We start from the raw sequence: 15716 nt of genomic DNA on the forward strand, positions 1-15716 counted from the left end.
CCGATCGCTCGTCCCGTAGCTCATCACCCGCACCAGCCGGTTCTCCGCGTCCCAACTGTACACCCACCGCCCGTCCCCCACAAGCTTGCTATCCGCATCGTAGCAGAAGCCGTGCGGCAACTGGCACATCATCAGCTGAACCCTCATTTCCCACAACACATATTGGCCCGAGCATACTGGCAGCATGGCCATGTTCGTGACGCCCAGGCCGATGCACCCGTGGAGTTCTCCACCACCAGTTCCGGCCGGAAATACTTCTCCTAGCGCCAGCCCAGGTGGCTGTTCTCAAAGACGCTGGCCGTGTTGGTCGCCTCGCGCAGAATGTTCTCATATTCCAGCAATCCTGACGCTGCCCCATTCCGCGACAAATCCCAGCATGCGATTCAAACAACTCGTATCACATGCTGATTCACTCAATCTCATCCATACCCCGCAGTGGGAGGAGGAAGGCCCCCTGCTGCAGCCACCAGGTGCGTTTGGTCTGCCATCAGAAATGAGCGTCCGTAATCAAGCGCAGCCTGCTGGATGGCTGACCTCCTATCGAGATGGCCTGAGGCGAACTAGAGACCTTACACTGTTTGGGCTGGACCCCATTCCGTCACCCGCGCCTGCGTCGGGCCTTCAGGATGAAGATCAACCCTGCCGTCACAAGGCAGGGCAAGAATAGGAGCAGCAACCAGGGCCAGAAAAAGTAGAACGCAGCAGTCATGAGATAGTTTGCTGAGAAAGACGCTGGCGCGCCGGCGAGAATCAGATTCACAACACCACCAATGGCTAAGCTGGCAACGCCACAGCAAACAGAAAGCTTTCTGAAGCCGCCCTTGGTGAACCACGCGAGTAGCCCGCCAGTCAGAATGCCTACTATGCTCAGGAAGATGAGAAAGTCCATACGCTCTCAGTTACCAGCTAAACGTCTTATCAACGGTTACCTCTCCGTCTCCCAAAAGTCCGGAAAGTGACTGCTGCTGGAAGTCGTGAATGGTCTTGCCTTTAACTCGCACGACGTATGAAGGATAACTGTCGTGCTTGCCAGTCAGGCGTCCCTGCCGCGAACAAAAGTTCAGTGCTATGTCGAAATTGTAATCAATGTCCATGAACGGCGGAAGCACCGCTGAGTGCGCATCGCCGATCATCGTGACGGTGAAGTTCGGATGGGTTCCGACTGCCCACTGCCAGAACGTCGAAGTTCCTGGGACGGGATAGCCGAGCACGCTTGTAAAACCGGTGAACGTCGATGAAGTCGAGATCTTGCCGTATTCGTCAATAACAACTCTGTGTATGGTTTTGACACCGGCCTGAGCGTCGGGTGGTCGGATTACCGTCATTACAACAATCTGGACGTTCTCAAGGCCGAGGATGTCGATCTGGTCGATAGGTTTGGTCCCAGCAAAAGTGTCCGCGGCAAGCAAGGCCCTCTTTACGAGTTCAACAACGTGCCGCGAAGTCTTTCCGCGCACGCGGTCGTGGAGGAACGCAAAGTCTGCGATGGGATCGCGACTTGGCCAGCGGCCCGTGCTTGGGCTGTAGGCCCGGTATTCGTAGAGCACCAGCCCCGTTGCCGGGTCCGTCCGCTTCGTGCTGAAACGGAAGGGGTTGGAGGGAGCGGCGGGGCCGGTGGTGCGGAGGGGCTCGCCGAAGGGACCGTACTCGTAGCGGGCGGTCGCGGTGCCGGTGGAAGCAGAGACCAACTGCCAGACATTGCCGTTGCCGTCGTAGGTGACGAAATGCGTCCCGGACGCCGGACCGCTCGTCACGCGCACCCAGAGCAGACCACCCACGCCACCGGCACCGTCCAGCGTCTCGCTCAAGTCCAGGGCCCACACATAGCTGCGCACCAGCGCGTGGTTCGTAGCGTTCAACTCTGCAAGGTGCCGGCCGAAGCAGACCGGATCGCTCACGAATTTCAGGTCCTCCGTCACCACCCAAACCCCGTTGCTCAGCACGTAGCTGGTCTGCCGGATCCGCCGGCACAGCGCATCGTACGCCCAGTCCACCCGACGCCAACCGGCCCGATCCGCCGCCCCGTAGCTCATCACCCGCACCAGCCGGTTCTCCGCGTCCCAACTGTACACCCACCGCCCGTCCCGCACAAGGTTCCCGTCCCCGTCGTACATGAGCGTCTCCGGACTCTGCGCCACAAAGTCCGACCGCACCTCCCACTGCACCCGGTCCGGATTGCCCCGCACCACCCCCAGGTTCGTCACCACCACGCACACCCACCGGTCCGGTTGTTCACTACCGCCTCCCCGTACCAGTACCTCCCCTGCCGCACCACCGGCGCCCATTCGTTCGTGCCCCACCACAGCGTCACCGTCGCATTCGTAGGCGCCTCCTCCTGACCACCTCCTTCACAATCGTTCTGTGGGGGCGCGCTTCGCGTTCGTAGCTAACTAACCAACCCTCATCTATTCCACATCGGAACGGTTTTTGCTGATAAAGATCATCCGGATCAAAAAACAGAATAGACAAAAGCCAGCTGCCACCGCTACCATGCCAGAGTCAAGCCAGTAAGCCAGGCAGGAAAGCAGGTAGCTCAGAGCAAAAAGGCTGACTGCCTGCTTGTCAACGGGTGGATCTCGATGAATGATTGCAGACATCTTCAGCTTCCCTGTTAAGGAGCCTTTCCACTGCATCTGGTAAACTCAGGCCCGGGAGGGCAGAGACACAACAGAACAGTGAGTTGCCAACGCGGCGACAGTGGGATCTTCCGCTCTATTGACAATGTCTTTGGACATTTACCGCCACATACGTCCACAGCTAGTGTGGCAGTCCAGACGCACCATGGGCCATCTATACGGAACATCAGCTTCCCAAAACCGCGCCAATACACACAAAATGCAGGAGGTCTCGGCGACTGAGCGCAGTTGGCACACCAAGGCCCGGTCTTATATTGCCCGCACTTCGGACAGATCCCGCCGATTTCACGTCCGTCCAAATCGTAGAATCCGACGGTGTTGTTCTGAACCCAGCCGTACAAGTTGCAGCCACCTGCTTCCTGTGCTGGATCTCTATTTAGCCACCGTCCCTCAGACGGGCTACAAGCTCGAAACTCATAGAGCACCAGCCTCGTAGCGGCGTCGGTTCGTTTCGTGCTGAAGCGGAAGGGGTTGAAGGGAGCAGCGGGGCCGGTGGCGCGGAGGGGTTCGCCGAAGGGGCCGTATTCGTACCGGGCGGCCTCCGTGCCAGTGCTGGCGGAAAGCAATTGCCACACGTTCCCGTTGCCGTCGTAGGTCACAAAATGCGTTTCCGAGGCCGGACCACCGGCCACCCGAACCCACAGCAATCCGCCCGCGCCACCGGCGCCGTCCAGCGTCTCGCTCAAGTTCAGGGCCCACACATAGCTGCGCACCACGGCATGGTTCGTGGCATTCAGTTCTGCAATGTGCCGGCCGAACCACACCGGATCGCTCACGAATTTCAGGTCCTCCGTCACCACCCAAACCCCGTTGCTCAGCACGTAGCTCGTCTGCCGGATCCGCCGGCCCAGCGCATCGTACGGCCCGTCCACCTGACGCCAACCGGCCCGATCGCTCGCCCCATAGCTCATCACCCGCACCAGCCGGTTCTCCGCGTCCCAACTGTACACCCACCGCCCGTCCCGTACAAGGTTCCCATCCCCGTCATAGATCAGCGTCTCCGGACTCTGCGCCACAAAGTCCGACCGCACCTCCGATTGCACCCGGTCCGGATTGCCCCGCACCACCCCCAGGTTCGTCACCACCACCCACACCCCGCCGCTCCGATTGTTCACCTGCGCCTCCCCGTACCAGTACCTCCCCTGCCGCACCACCGGCGCCCATTCGTTCGTGCCCCACCACAGCGTCACCGTCGCATTCGTGGCCGCCTCGCCCGCGACCGCCAGGTACGGCGGCACCGTCCGACTGGTGTACTGGTTGAGCCGATTGACCGTGTTGGTGCTCCAGTGCAGGCTCTGGCCCCGTTCGTCCCCGCCCCAGGCCCCGGTCGTCCGGTTCCCAATCGCATCGTGCCGATACTCGAACTGTTGCCCCGCCACCAGCGTGCCATCGGCCCAGTACCGACGCCCCGACTGCAACTGCCCGTAGGCATCGTAGCGGTAGGCCCATCAACTCCCATCGGCCCAATCGGCCCGCACCCGTTGGCCCCGTTCGTCGTAGGTCCAGCGCAGCCGGCTGACCAGCCCCGTGGCGGCCACCGATTGGATGTTGGTCAACCGGTTCCAGGCATCGAAGCCCCGCGTGGTCGTCAGCCGCACCGTTCCCGACTGTCGGAAGCTCACCTGCCGCACCATTGGCGCCAGCGGTTCCCACTCGTAGTCGGCCCGATGGCCGGCGTGCTCCGACACTGTGACCAGTCGGTGGGTCACGCCACAGGGCGTGGGCGCCTGCAAGCGGCGCCCCGTGGGCCGTCGCCCCAAGCTTGACTCAGGGGCACGAATAGAAAGCGGCTTTTCGGAACGGTCGAGCGTGGTGCGCACTTGGGCTCCCAAAGGCCAAACGCCCCGACGGAGTTTCCGTCCTGCTTGGGGCAAGCTTTCCGTGATCGCGGGCATCCCTTTGGTGGGGGTTCTACTATCGGTCTCATCGCGGCAGCATCAGGGCGGCTCAGGTAGTGGATTTTCTAAGCTCTCTGCACCGCCAGCGGCCTGGCAACCGCTTGATCCTCTGGCATGTCTTTGGCCCCGTACCGCAGCCGTCGGGTACGCGGCGATGTGCAATGGACCGAAGAACAGATCGTGCTGCCTCGGCTGCCGGCCTATGCGCCGGAACTCAAGTCGGCCGGATACACCTGGGGACACCTCAAGTACCCTGCGCCGGCCAACTTCTGCCCTCGGCGCTTCTACCACTTGAGCCGGAAGGCGTGGCGTTCGCTCCGGCACAGCCAGCGCCCCCGACCTTGATGCGCGCCTTCTTGCAGCGACCAGAGCTTTCCTTGTCTCCGATCGTTACCCATTCAGCCGAGCCTCAATAAGCCAGGATATTTGTATTTCGCGAACAGTTTATTCTCCCGATCAAGCATTGCTTGCGTTTCTGCGGCCTCAAACGCATCGCTTTCCAGTTCGAGCGATGCACCATGCTTGAAGTACTCCGCGCGTTCCTCATGCGAACGAGGATCAAAAAGAAGGTGTGGCATTCCAACGATCCTATAATCCGACGTTCTCTGAAATACCTCAAGGCGACTGAGGAACTTAGCCAGGTGCCCAGTTGTGACAACATCCCGAACTGCTGAATCGACCTCTAGAAGCTTAAGAAGATGAATCCCCAAAGCCCCCGCCTTCATTCTGCCCGACACACCCGCAAATAGCGCCATTGCCAGATCGGCATGGTCGCTAAAAACTGTCGCCACGCGATCGCAAACGGCCTCCAGATCGAGCTCCTCCTCCGGATCCCGGTCGGAACCGACGATCTTCTTCAGTGTTGCAGAGAGTGGGGGCATGGACTAATCGTCTGGCACAACTCGATAGATTCTATCCTTGTTGCACTCGTCGTCCCTACGCTCCAATATCTCTTCCGGGTACTCGCACCGAAATCTGCAGTGCCTGGTTCCGGTTGGATCAACCCAATCTCGGGTTTTGACGCACTTTTCAATTTTATAGCTCTTCTCCCTGACAGGACAAAGCCGTCGAGCCAGCCAGTCGCGCAAGCCGGTTTTCTCGCAGACGAAAGCTGTCCCCACGTAGAAGCAGCAGAATGTCACCGTGCAAACAACAACAGGCGGCGGGCTGGGTTTGGGAATAAAGACCGCTGGCGAAGGCAACGTCGGTGGCGGTACGGGCAGTGGAGCGCTGGACGTCAGACTGTAGCCCCGGTGTTCGGCGAGCACCATGGCTGTTGCATAGACTGTCCGCTTGGTCGAGAAGCGGAACGGGTTCGCCTTGGCCATCGACCCTGTGGCGCGAATCGGTTCGCCGAAGGGACCGTATTCGTAATGCGCGGTCTCCGTGCCGGTGCTGGCCGAAACCAATTGCCACACGTTCCCGTTGCCGTCGTAGGTGACAAAATGCGCACCCGAGGCCGGACCACCGGCCAGCCGCACCCAGAGCAAGCCGCCCACGCCACCGGCACCGTCCAGCGTCTCGCTCAGGTCCAGACTCCACACGTAGCTTTGCACCAGCGTGTGGTTCGTCGCATTCAGCTCCACGATGTGCCGGCCGAACCACACCGGATCGCTCACGAATTTGAGATCTTCCGTCACCACCCAGACCCCGTTGCTCAGCACGTAGCCCGTCTGCCGGATGCGCCGGCCCAATGCATCGTACGCCCCGTCCACCCGACGCCAACCGGCCCGGTCTGTGGCCCCATAGCTCATCACGCGCACCAACCGGTTCTCCGCGTCCCAACTGTACACCCACCGCCCGTCCCGTACAAGGTTCCCATCCCCGTCATAGATCAGCGTCTCCGGACTCTGCGCCACAAAGTCCGACCGCACCTCCGATTGCACCCGGTCCGGATTGCCCCGCAGCACCCCCAGGTTCGTCACGCCCGCCAATTGAGCTGTGCGCTTGGGCGGCCGCCAGTTGTTGCGAGACATTTCCGCCGACTTCCGTCGGCGGCTACCGATTTGTCCCCGGTTGTTCACCTGCGCCTCCCCATACCAGTACCGCCCCTGCCGCACTACCGGCGCACACTCGTTGGTGCCCCACCAGAGCGTCACCGTCGCATTCGTCGCTGCCTCGCCCGAGACCGCCACATACGGCGGCACCGTCCGACTGGTGTACTGATTGAGTCGGTTGACCGTGTTGGTGCTCCAGTGCAGGCTCTGGCCCCGTTCGTCCCCGCCCCAAGCCCCGGCCGTCCGGTTCCCAATCGCATCATGCCGATACTCGAACTGTTGCCCCGCCACCAGTGTGCCATCGGCCCAGTACCGGCGCCCCGACTGCAACTGCCCGTAGGCGTCGTAGCTGTACACCCACCGGCTCCCGTCGGCCCAGTCGGCCCGCACCCGCTGGCCCCGTTCGTCGTAGGTCCAGCGCAGCCGGCTGACCAGCCCCGTGGCGGCCACCGATTGGATGTTGGTCAACCGGTTCCAGGCATCGAAGCCCCGCGTGGTCGTCAGCCGCACCGTGCCCGACTGCCGGAAGCTCACCTGCCGCCCATCGGCGCCAGCGGTTCCCAGTCGTAGTCCGCCCGATGGCCCAGCTCGTCCGACACGCTCAACAGTCGGTCGCCGCCGCCCCAGGTGTAATCCACCCGGCTGAGCGGTTGCGTGCCCCGCCAGACCTCCTGGGCGATCCGACGCCCCAAGCTGTCCACCAGGTTCGTCACCCGCACCCCGTCCAGTTCCCCGCCGGTCCAGCTCTCGCTGATCAGTTCCCCGGCTGCACTGTACCACCGCCGCAGCGTGACCGGGCCCTGCACCACCTCGATCAGCCGACCCCGCCGATCGTACCGGTTGGTGTAGCCCACCGCCCCGCCGCTGTATTGAACCGATTCCAGATCGCCGGCCGCGTTGTAGCCGTAGGTCGTCACCAGCCCGCGCGTTCACTGCCGGCTGCGCAACCGACGGCCGGCCCTCCAGCTGTAGCGCACCGCCCGGCTCTCCGTCGGCACCCCGGTGGTCGGGTCGGCGTACCACTTGGCCACCAGCCAGCCCCGTTGCGGGTCGTACCGCCAGGCCGTCCGGGCCTGACCGCCCGTGCCCTGCCCGCTGCCCAGGTCGAACTGTTGCCAGGTCACCAAGTTGGTCAGTCGCCCGGCATGATCGTAGCCGCACTCCACCGGCCAGGCGCTGGTGCCCCAACTGCGCCCCACCTGCCCCTGCGGCGTATAGAGCGTCCGTTGCCAGCGCCCGCCCGGGAACAGCACGTTGGTCGCCCGCAACGCAAGGTCGTACTGCCAGATAGTGGTCCGCTCGGTCAGCGGCCCGGCCCCGTCCGGGTCCGGTTGCACCTGCGTGGCCACCAGATCCGCCGCGTTGTAGGTGAAGGTGGTTGCCCCGTTGCGGCCGTCGATAACCTGCGCCTGCCGCCCGTGCGCCTCGTAGGCGTAGTCGGTGCGGCTCAACAGCGTGGTGCGGGCGCTGTCGGCCCAGCGCATCACCCGGGCCAACAGCCCGTTGGTGTAGAGTTGCTCGGTGACCGAGCCGTCCGGATGGGTCACGGTGACCAGCCGCTGCTGTTGGGCCGGCACTCGTTGGATGACCGTGGTGGTGGTCCGGTCGAACCGGAGGCTCACGTGGGTTTCCGGCGCGCTGAGGCTGACGCGTTCTTCCGACACCAGCACTTCCTGATTGTCGTCGGTGGTCTCCCAGAGGCGGGTGCGTTGCCAGACGCGTCCGCCCAGCGTCACAGCGTCCTGTTGCTGGCGCCGGATGCGGTCGGGCCCCTGCAGGTCCAGCTCCCCGTTGCGGTTCAGGTCCGCCACCGTCCGTTCCAACGACCCGTCCTGGCCGTAGGTGTAGAGGGTCTGCACTCCGTCCGGGTCCCGACTCCGCATCAAGCGGCCCGCCGCGTCGTAGAACTGCAGGGTCTCGGCGCCGTCGGGATACTCCGTGCGCACCGGCCGACCCAACATGTCGCTCCGAGCGCGTCGTCCCAAATCGCTCCCTCCCGTTCACCGGCCCACGAACCAGGGCCAGTTTGTCATGCCGCGAAGACAGACTACCTCCACATAATCGCCCTTGTCCATGAGATGCAACCCCACCCCTATGTCCACGGCTCGGAACAGGCACCCACGCGCTCCTCCCTGCGACCCGTAGGTTTGACCCTGATGGCCAAAAGCAGCTTGGACGGCCCGTTCGACTTCGTCATACGCCACACCGTAGATCAGCCATCGAAATCCTTTCGAATCGGTCTGCACTCGCCACGTCGCCCGCACTTGAGGTAACCCATTCGTCCTGGTCACTCGCGCCCCATACGCCTGCAACTGAACCACAAGGGGCCCCACACATTCCCCAGGCGACCATCGCGTCCCTTCACAGCCGCATAATAAGGCCCCTGCCACGACCAGTGCAGTCACAGGTAGATGTTTCATCCCGTTGCTCTCTAAACACCTTCAAGAAATCGGCACACCTGTGCACAATCCACACAAGGACGGCCCCTCTTGGCCGCCCGCTTATTGCCCAGTTGCCGAAGACACAAACACCATGAATGGGGACTGACTCTCCGGCCCCTCATGCCCCTCGCCAAGACGTCAGCGCACCGTTTACAATCACCCTCACAATCTTTTGCAACATCAGGGGTTGTGATGGGCGCGCACACGCAGTCGCAGAAACCAGAACTTCCAAGCTCGTGCATCGCTGCGCAGCTACGATAATACACGCTCACGAAGTCGTACCAAAGCCCCAGCGGATCATAGCACCCTGTGCCATTATTGCCCGCGAATACATAGCAAAGGTCGCGCCGCACCTCGTTCCAAGGCTTGAGGAATCTTTCCCGTAACCGCGCGAACGCCATCTCATTGAGTGGATCTCGGCTCACCCACCGGCCAAGACTTGGCTCGTAAGCACGATATTCGTACAGCGCCAATTCCGTTGCATTACATGTCCTCTTGGTGCTGAAGCGGAAGGGGTTGAAGGGAGCAGCGGGGCCGGTGGCGCGGAGGGGTTCGCCGAAAGGACCGTATTCGTACCGCGCCGTCTCGGTGCCGGTGCTGGAGGAAACCAACTGCCACACGTTCCCGTTGCCGTCGTAGGTGACGAAATGAGTGCCCGAGGCCGGGCCGCTGGCGATTCGAACCCAGAGCAAACCGCCCACGCCACCGGCACCGTCCAGCGTCTCGCTCAAGTCCAGGCCCCAGACGTAGCTGCGCACCACGGCATGGTTCGTGGCGTTCAGTTCCGCAATATGACGGCCGAACCACACCGGATCGCTCACCAATTTCAGGTCCTCCGTCACCACCCAAACCCCGTTGCTCAGTACGTGGCTCGTCTGTTGGATGCGCCGGCCCAGCGCATCGTACGCCCAGTCCACTCGACGCCAGCCGGCCCGATCGCTGGCCCCGTAGCTCATCACCCGCACCAGCCGGTTCTCCGCGTCCCAACTGTACAGCCACCGCCCGTCCCGGACCAGGTTGACGTCCCGCGTAGAAGCGCCTCTTTCCATATAGCACGGCACGCCTGCGGAAACAGCCCTGCCGGACGCCGATCCCCAAAATGCCTCGGAGCCCAGCGTCCGCGTCTAGAGACACCTACGCTGCAACCACCCTCACCCAAGCGCGAGTCGTGCCATTGGACATTATACGCTCTCGTCATTATGCGCGATCGGCGCTCACAGCGGCCGACTGCAAACGCTGGACGAGGCAGAATCCTTCCGGCTCACCATAACGGCGACATTTTCGCCAACAATCATTCAAGCACCACGCTAATATGCTGGCTACAACTCCGGCTACGTCTACTTCCGCTAGATTAAGCGCATTGGTTCGAAAAGCACCACGTTGTCCGCAATTCCTACCAGACGTTCCTCGCGCCCGACCTCTTTTTGTCTTCCCCCTCAGCTTTTTCTATCCCCTGACCCCAGAGGTGCACTCTCACCAACACGAAGGCCCCTGCAACCTGCACGCGACTTGCTCTCGGCCCTCGAGACCGGATCCAGCTCCCTTGTGCCAGATTCCGTTTGCAGCGCTCCTGCCGGGGCCGCGACTCCACCCTTGCCACCCTTATGTCTGCGTAATCCACACTTTAACAACCACGCCGTTCCTACACTCGATGACCAAAGCCCACGACGAAATATTCGGGCACACCCAGGGGTACAGCCAGCATACGGCAGGATACTGGCTCTGGCCCGCAAGCTCATACACATACAATACTGAGCCGTGCTGACCTTGGCCCACGGTTCGGTAATGCGGCTCACCAAGCATTTCCATGAGCCGCCCTTCCGACAATCCCAATAATGCTTTACTGCGGATCAGCTCGTTTGCCATGGGAAAGCGAACGCCCGACTCAAAGGTCGCGGCTTTCCAGCGGTCTGAACAAAATGAGGACGCCACTCTGGGGCGGCAGGCAGTCGCAAGCCGCGGGAAAGTAATGCCTAAAGGCAATAGCACGTATAGAATACAACAGCCGACTACGATCCAAAGAAGGCTTTTACTGAACCTACGAGCCATTCCTCACGCCCAACTCATCAGGGTTTGCATGGAGTAAGGTTACCACTCACATCTAGACAGACCAGTTGGCCAGCCCGCAGGGCATCTTGGCAAGCTTGAAAGCAGTCGGCGAGCTTTCCTTTGCCTAGTCGATTACCCGCAAAATTGTTAAGAACGTCCATGCGTGACGCGGCCGTTTGCTCATCCTCATGCAGGTTCGTCACCCACAAGGCCACGTTTGCCAGAAGGCACCACGAGGGGGCCTTTGCGAGGTTGCAGGATGCAACGCAGTGCCCGAGGGCGTCCGCCGCAGTACCAGATAATTCCGGATCTTGCCCTGTGCGAGCCCGCACCTGCTTGCGTGCCTTGTGAAGCTGGTCGTAAACGTGGCCAACGCATAGGGCGAAGTCAGTAGCGCAAACTGCTAAGAGACCAGCTGCAATTTTTAAACCAGCTGCAATTAGAGATCTTGCATCTTCATCGGCGAGATTGACGCAGTCGTTACGGATAAAGCCGTAGAGGTTCAACCCACCTTTCTCTTCGATAGGGTCTGGAGTTAACCACCGGCCTCCAGTCGGCCAATACGCTCGATACTCGTAAAGGACCAGTCCTGTGGCCGGGTCCGTGCGCTTCGTACTGAAGCGGAAGGGGTTCAAGGAAACAGCGGCGCCGGTGGTGCGGAGGGGTTCGCCGAAGGGACCGTATTCGTAGCGCGCGGTCTCCGTGCCGGTGCAGGCGGAAACCAATTGCCACACGTTCCCGTTGCCGTCGTACGTGACGAAATGCGTCCCGGACGCTAGACCGCTGGCCAGCCGCACCCAGAGCAGACCGCCCACGCCACCCGCACTATCCAGCGTCTCGCTCAGGTCCAGGCCCCACACGTAGCTGCGCACCAGCGCGTGGTTCGTAGCGTTCAACTCTGCAAGGTGCCGGCCGAACCACACCGGATCGCTCACGAATTTCAGGTCCTCCGTCACCACCCAAACCCCGTTGCTCAGCACGTAGCTCGTCTGCCGGATGCGTCGGCCCAGCGCATCGTACGCCCAGTCCACCCGACGCCAACCGGCCCGGTCTGTGGCACCGTAGCTCATCCCCCGCACCAACCGGTTCTCCGCGTCCCAACGGTACATCCACCGCCCGTCCCGAGCAAGCTTCCCTTCGCCACCATGAAGGAAAGGCGACGCATTTCAGGTTTTCGGAACCTCCGGAAAGCGCGGCGGAATGCCGGGCGTCATCGGCGCGGGAGGCTGAGGGACAGCGGCATTTCCTTCGATATACGAATTTCGGGTTCAATTTGAAACGCGGCCGGACGAAGAGTTCAGGACCTCTGCGGGACAAAGTCCTGGCGCACCTCCGACTGTACCCGATCTGGATTGCGCCGCACCACCCCCAGGTTCGGCACCACTGCCCGCACGGCACGGGCGAGTTCCCAAGCATTGCCGCTTGCCGGTCAGTCGTGCCCCAGCGACGCGCCGATTTTTGGGTCTCAACCAGCCCCGGACCAGAGAACGCGCAAATCCCGGTTTCAGCAGAGTCGGCAGATTTTCAGGCCCACAGAGAACGCAGAAGACACAGAAGGATTCTTGGAACTCCCAGAAGGGGATCACGCCTGGAAACGCGGGCCGGTACAGGAAATACCATGGACAACAACAGTGCCGGGCCGGCGGTCGCACAATTGCTGCCAGAATCCGTCCTTTGCGTTTTCTGTGTGCTTTGCGGGGTTTCCCTGAAACGCCGCCTCTGGGCTCGAACTCCGGAGATGTTATGGCCGCCTGCCGCGTAACGCGGGCTTTCAGCCTCATTGCTCGAGGGTCGGGAGTTCACCTCGGAGGGGTGGTGGGATTCCTGATGCGGTGGAAGCTGCGCCCATGAGCCGCTGGGCGAGCTTCCGCAAGCCTTCTTCGAAATAATCTGCCACGTGCGGACCGAAGAAGGACATGGTTCTCGGTTCGTAGCCGTCCATGGCGTAGTAGCGAGCGGGGAGAACGTAGCCCACGTAATCGCCGTTGAAACTCGTGATCACTCCGTAATAGCCGCGCGCGGCCAGGGCCTCTTTGATGCGCACGGAAAGCTCGCCGCTGAAATCGCAGGGGGTCGAAAGCCAAAGGGTGCGCCCCACCCGCACGGCTTGCAGTGTAACCGTGCTCCGGGGGCGCAAAAGGCGTTCCGCGAGCCAGGGACGAAGTCGCCACCGGTTGCTGACGCGCCAATTCAGTGGCGGCATCTGCACCTCGGCTGCGGTCCAGCCCAGAACCGTCCTGTTTTCCAGAGAGACACCTCGGACCGCTTCCAATGTTCGCCGGCCCAGTCCGCGTCCCATACGCTCGACACCGGCAAGGCCACGTTCGCCCGGCACTGGCGACTGGCTTCCCACCGCGCCGGCCAGGAACAGTGCGATCCCATCCGTAGCGGCCTCCACATGGCGTTGCCATGCGCCGGGATAATCACCGCTGAACCGCATCATCTCTGCTCCCAGCACGGTAGCGTGCGCCCCGTAGCACCCGATCAGGCCGGTTCGGCCCTGCTCCTGTCGCAACACCAGCACGGCGAACCCGGGGTCCACGGTGCCCAACCTGCCGACGAGCCGGTTGCGCACCCACTCGGGGGCGTCGAACTGGACGAAACCGACGCGGGCAGGTTGCAGATCGGCTACTGCGTCTCGAGCCGCGCGCACCATGCAGGCGCCGAGCCACGCGATCAGGCCCGGCTGAAATGGTCCGGTAAAAGCTTCGGCCACAGGGCCCTCCCCCCATCCGCCCGGGCCGCAGTGGGTATGGGTGGCGCCCAAGTAAATCTGACCGCGTTGCACTCCCGGCGAGGCTGCCAGAGCGGCCGAAACGGCGTCCTTGACCGCTGGCGGCACGAGTAACAGGTCCGCCGCCAACCAGATCACCAGGACCTTTCCTACGCGCACAGCGGCCGCCTTCACGAACAAATCATCGTGCGTCCCCTCGGCCGGCCGCCCTCTGCGACTGCCATAACCGGCCAGAGGAATTGCGCGAAACCTCCCTTCCTCAGGACGGTCTTCGGCCGCCCCCGGCTCGGGGGTCAACTTGACGGCGGCAAATCCCGCTTCCACGCCGCCCTCTTGTATGGTGGCAGGGAATCCTCGCATCACGTCCTCGCCCAAGCTCTGGCGGTAGTAGGGCTGAAGGAAGTAGGGCCGGTCGTCCACAGGCGCGAACGTCATGGACGCCAGCAAGCCCACTATCACCAGGACGATCCCGGAGTAGCGGGCAGCTTTCTGCAAACCTGTCATCGCGCTGCAGGTTGCAGCATTGCCGGTGTCGACTCAACGGGGGATCCAACCGCCCTTTTCAGGTCCGGTCCCGTCCTGCAAATCGAAGCCGGGGCAAAGCCGCTGACTCTGCAAGACAATCCGGCATCCGGTCTCCTTGGTTCACATGCGCCTTTACGCGCAGCGCTGCGTGTCGAGCTCGAATCGTTTTGCGGCAGCTCACCGACCGCGTCCTTCGATGAACTTGTCCGAATAAGAACCGCGTTCGCGTACGGTTTCCGACGGAAAAACGAAGCCGGGACACTGAAGAAAGCACAACTCCACGCCGCGCAGGCCGCGCCGGGGAGCGTTTCACGTATCGACTGTTGAAGCCGGTTGGTTTGGCAGGGCAGGACTGTCATATCGGCGGTCTTCGATCCGTCCCACGGTACTGCCCGCAGGGCATGGCAGCCGGGCACGCGTGTGTGCGGGTCGTCGGGTTCGCGGACCGGGCCCCCTGTGCCGGAGACCTGCACGGCTTCATCTCAGCGAAGTCGCCTGCGGTGTTCGTCAGCAGTGGCGTGCTGTTCCCTCCGGCTGTCGGCCGCCTCCGGAGAGCCAAAGCCGGAGTCCCGTTCGCCCCGCGCAGGCGTTTAAGCGGGATCCGGGAGGTTGCGAACCGATCTAGTGGCCACGCGCACCATGGTGACGGGTTCGGAAAACCGCAGGGCCATGCCGGTTGGCATGGCCCCGGGTCTCCCTCATTGAGAAGCCGGTTTAGCGCTCAGGCTGTTTCCTCCGACAGCCAGTCCGCCAGGTGCAGGTAGGCTTTGATTTTCCTGCGCTCGTAGCGGTGACGCTGGGCTTTTTTGGGTTGATGCTGAAGTTTGCGGAACGGGGGTTTTGTGTCGCGCACCACCTCAGCAATAGGCTCACCTGTCTTTCTCATGGGAGGACTCCTTCGAGGTTGGGTTCGGATGAAGCAACGGCTGCCCGTCAGGACACCACCGCTCCCTCTTTCCCCCTGTGTCCCCGTGGGCAACCGCCATCGTTCCATACACCAGTTTGGACCGGCGGGAGGCCCGCGCATTCAAATTTCCCCCGCGCGAGTCGGGCTCGCCCCGGGCGGGAACCGCTGCGCGAACCGCGTCGGTTCCATCCACTGCGGTCATCGGTCCGACCGCTGCTGTACTTTAGCGCAAATTGGGAATCTGTCGACTGGCTTTGGCCCGCAGCCCGGCTGGGGGTCCCGGCGAACCCCGGTGCGGGAGCCCCTGCAGGGGTTCGTCCCTGCAGAGCCCGGCGGGTCTCGATCGGTCCCACTGCGAGCGCCCCAGCGGAACGGGCGGGTGCGTGGATCAGCCCGTGGCTTCTGAAAGGCATACGCACCGAGCCCTCGCTTGAAGGCTGCTGCGCCCGTAGCTCGATTTCCGGGCTTGGCGCAGAGGGGGTTCCATGGAATCTTGCTTGCGCCAGGTGGGTCCTCGGCCCTCGTAGCG

General features: G+C 62.5%; 15 protein-coding genes. 1 reads left to right on the forward strand and 14 read right to left on the reverse strand.

Annotated elements, in window-relative coordinates; genetic code table 11:
• From ACPDIT_RS00005 to ACPDIT_RS00025, 5 genes are all read right to left on the reverse strand, one after another.
• Positions 1–186: hypothetical protein (locus ACPDIT_RS00005; RefSeq protein ID WP_423440412.1), on the reverse strand; the 186-nt coding region annotated here is incomplete at its 3' end.
• 412 nt (positions 187–598) lie between these two features.
• Entirely contained in the window at positions 599–889 is a 291-nt protein-coding gene (locus ACPDIT_RS00010; RefSeq protein ID WP_423440414.1) for a hypothetical protein, read from the reverse strand.
• Between the two features lie 10 nt (positions 890–899).
• Positions 900–2285 carry an RHS repeat-associated core domain-containing protein gene (locus tag ACPDIT_RS00015; RefSeq protein ID WP_423440416.1) on the reverse strand — a complete coding sequence of 462 codons (1386 nt, stop codon included), beginning with the start codon at positions 2283–2285 and terminating at the stop codon, positions 900–902.
• A 326-nt stretch (positions 2286–2611) separates the two neighbouring features.
• A complete protein-coding gene (locus tag ACPDIT_RS00020; protein ID WP_423440418.1) occupies positions 2612–4054 on the reverse strand; it encodes an RHS repeat domain-containing protein in 1443 nt (480 codons plus the stop codon).
• A gap of 30 nt (positions 4055–4084) precedes the next feature.
• The gene (locus tag ACPDIT_RS00025; RefSeq protein WP_423440419.1) at positions 4085–4345 is read right to left on the reverse strand and encodes a hypothetical protein; all 261 of its coding nucleotides are present in this window, start codon (positions 4343–4345) and stop codon (positions 4085–4087) included.
• Positions 4346–4648: 303 nt separating this feature from the next.
• Here ACPDIT_RS00025 and ACPDIT_RS00030 point away from each other — a divergent pair, with 303 nt between their 5' ends.
• Positions 4649–4879: a hypothetical protein gene (locus ACPDIT_RS00030; protein WP_423440421.1), complete on the forward strand. Its 231-nt coding sequence runs from the start codon at positions 4649–4651 to the stop codon at positions 4877–4879.
• A gap of 53 nt (positions 4880–4932) precedes the next feature.
• Here the strand turns inward: ACPDIT_RS00030 and ACPDIT_RS00035 are convergent, their stop codons facing one another.
• From ACPDIT_RS00035 to ACPDIT_RS00075, 9 genes are all read right to left on the reverse strand, one after another.
• Positions 4933–5415, reverse strand: a complete 483-nt coding sequence (locus tag ACPDIT_RS00035) for a hypothetical protein (protein WP_423440423.1) — start codon at positions 5413–5415, stop codon at positions 4933–4935.
• A 3-nt stretch (positions 5416–5418) separates the two neighbouring features.
• Positions 5419–7065 (reverse strand): hypothetical protein, encoded by a 1647-nt coding sequence (locus ACPDIT_RS00040; protein WP_423440425.1) that lies wholly within the window; start codon positions 7063–7065, stop codon positions 5419–5421.
• Entirely contained in the window at positions 7062–7448 is a 387-nt protein-coding gene (locus ACPDIT_RS00045; RefSeq protein WP_423440426.1) for a hypothetical protein, read from the reverse strand. Before ACPDIT_RS00045 ends, ACPDIT_RS00040 begins: the two co-directional genes overlap by 4 nt.
• Positions 7449–7460: 12 nt before the next feature.
• On the reverse strand, positions 7461–8492 hold the full coding sequence (locus ACPDIT_RS00050) for a hypothetical protein (protein WP_423440428.1): 1032 nt from the start codon (positions 8490–8492) through the stop codon (positions 7461–7463).
• 39 nt (positions 8493–8531) lie between these two features.
• Complete coding sequence (locus tag ACPDIT_RS00055) at positions 8532–8951, reverse strand: hypothetical protein (protein ID WP_423440429.1); 420 nt, start codon at positions 8949–8951, stop codon at positions 8532–8534.
• A gap of 11 nt (positions 8952–8962) precedes the next feature.
• Positions 8963–10021 (reverse strand): RHS repeat domain-containing protein, encoded by a 1059-nt coding sequence (locus tag ACPDIT_RS00060; protein ID WP_423440431.1) that lies wholly within the window; start codon positions 10019–10021, stop codon positions 8963–8965.
• A gap of 1017 nt (positions 10022–11038) precedes the next feature.
• Positions 11039–12130, reverse strand: coding sequence for an RHS repeat-associated core domain-containing protein (locus tag ACPDIT_RS00065; protein ID WP_423440432.1), 1092 nt, complete (start codon positions 12128–12130; stop codon positions 11039–11041).
• A 668-nt stretch (positions 12131–12798) separates the two neighbouring features.
• Positions 12799–14259 carry a neutral/alkaline non-lysosomal ceramidase N-terminal domain-containing protein gene (locus ACPDIT_RS00070; protein ID WP_423440434.1) on the reverse strand — a complete coding sequence of 487 codons (1461 nt, stop codon included), beginning with the start codon at positions 14257–14259 and terminating at the stop codon, positions 12799–12801.
• A 742-nt stretch (positions 14260–15001) separates the two neighbouring features.
• A complete protein-coding gene (locus ACPDIT_RS00075) occupies positions 15002–15166 on the reverse strand; it encodes a hypothetical protein (protein ID WP_423440436.1) in 165 nt (54 codons plus the stop codon).
• Positions 15167–15716 lie beyond the last annotated feature (550 nt).

The organism is Limisphaera sp. VF-2 (assembly GCF_049537125.1).
GTDB lineage: Bacteria > Verrucomicrobiota > Verrucomicrobiia > Limisphaerales > Limisphaeraceae > Limisphaera.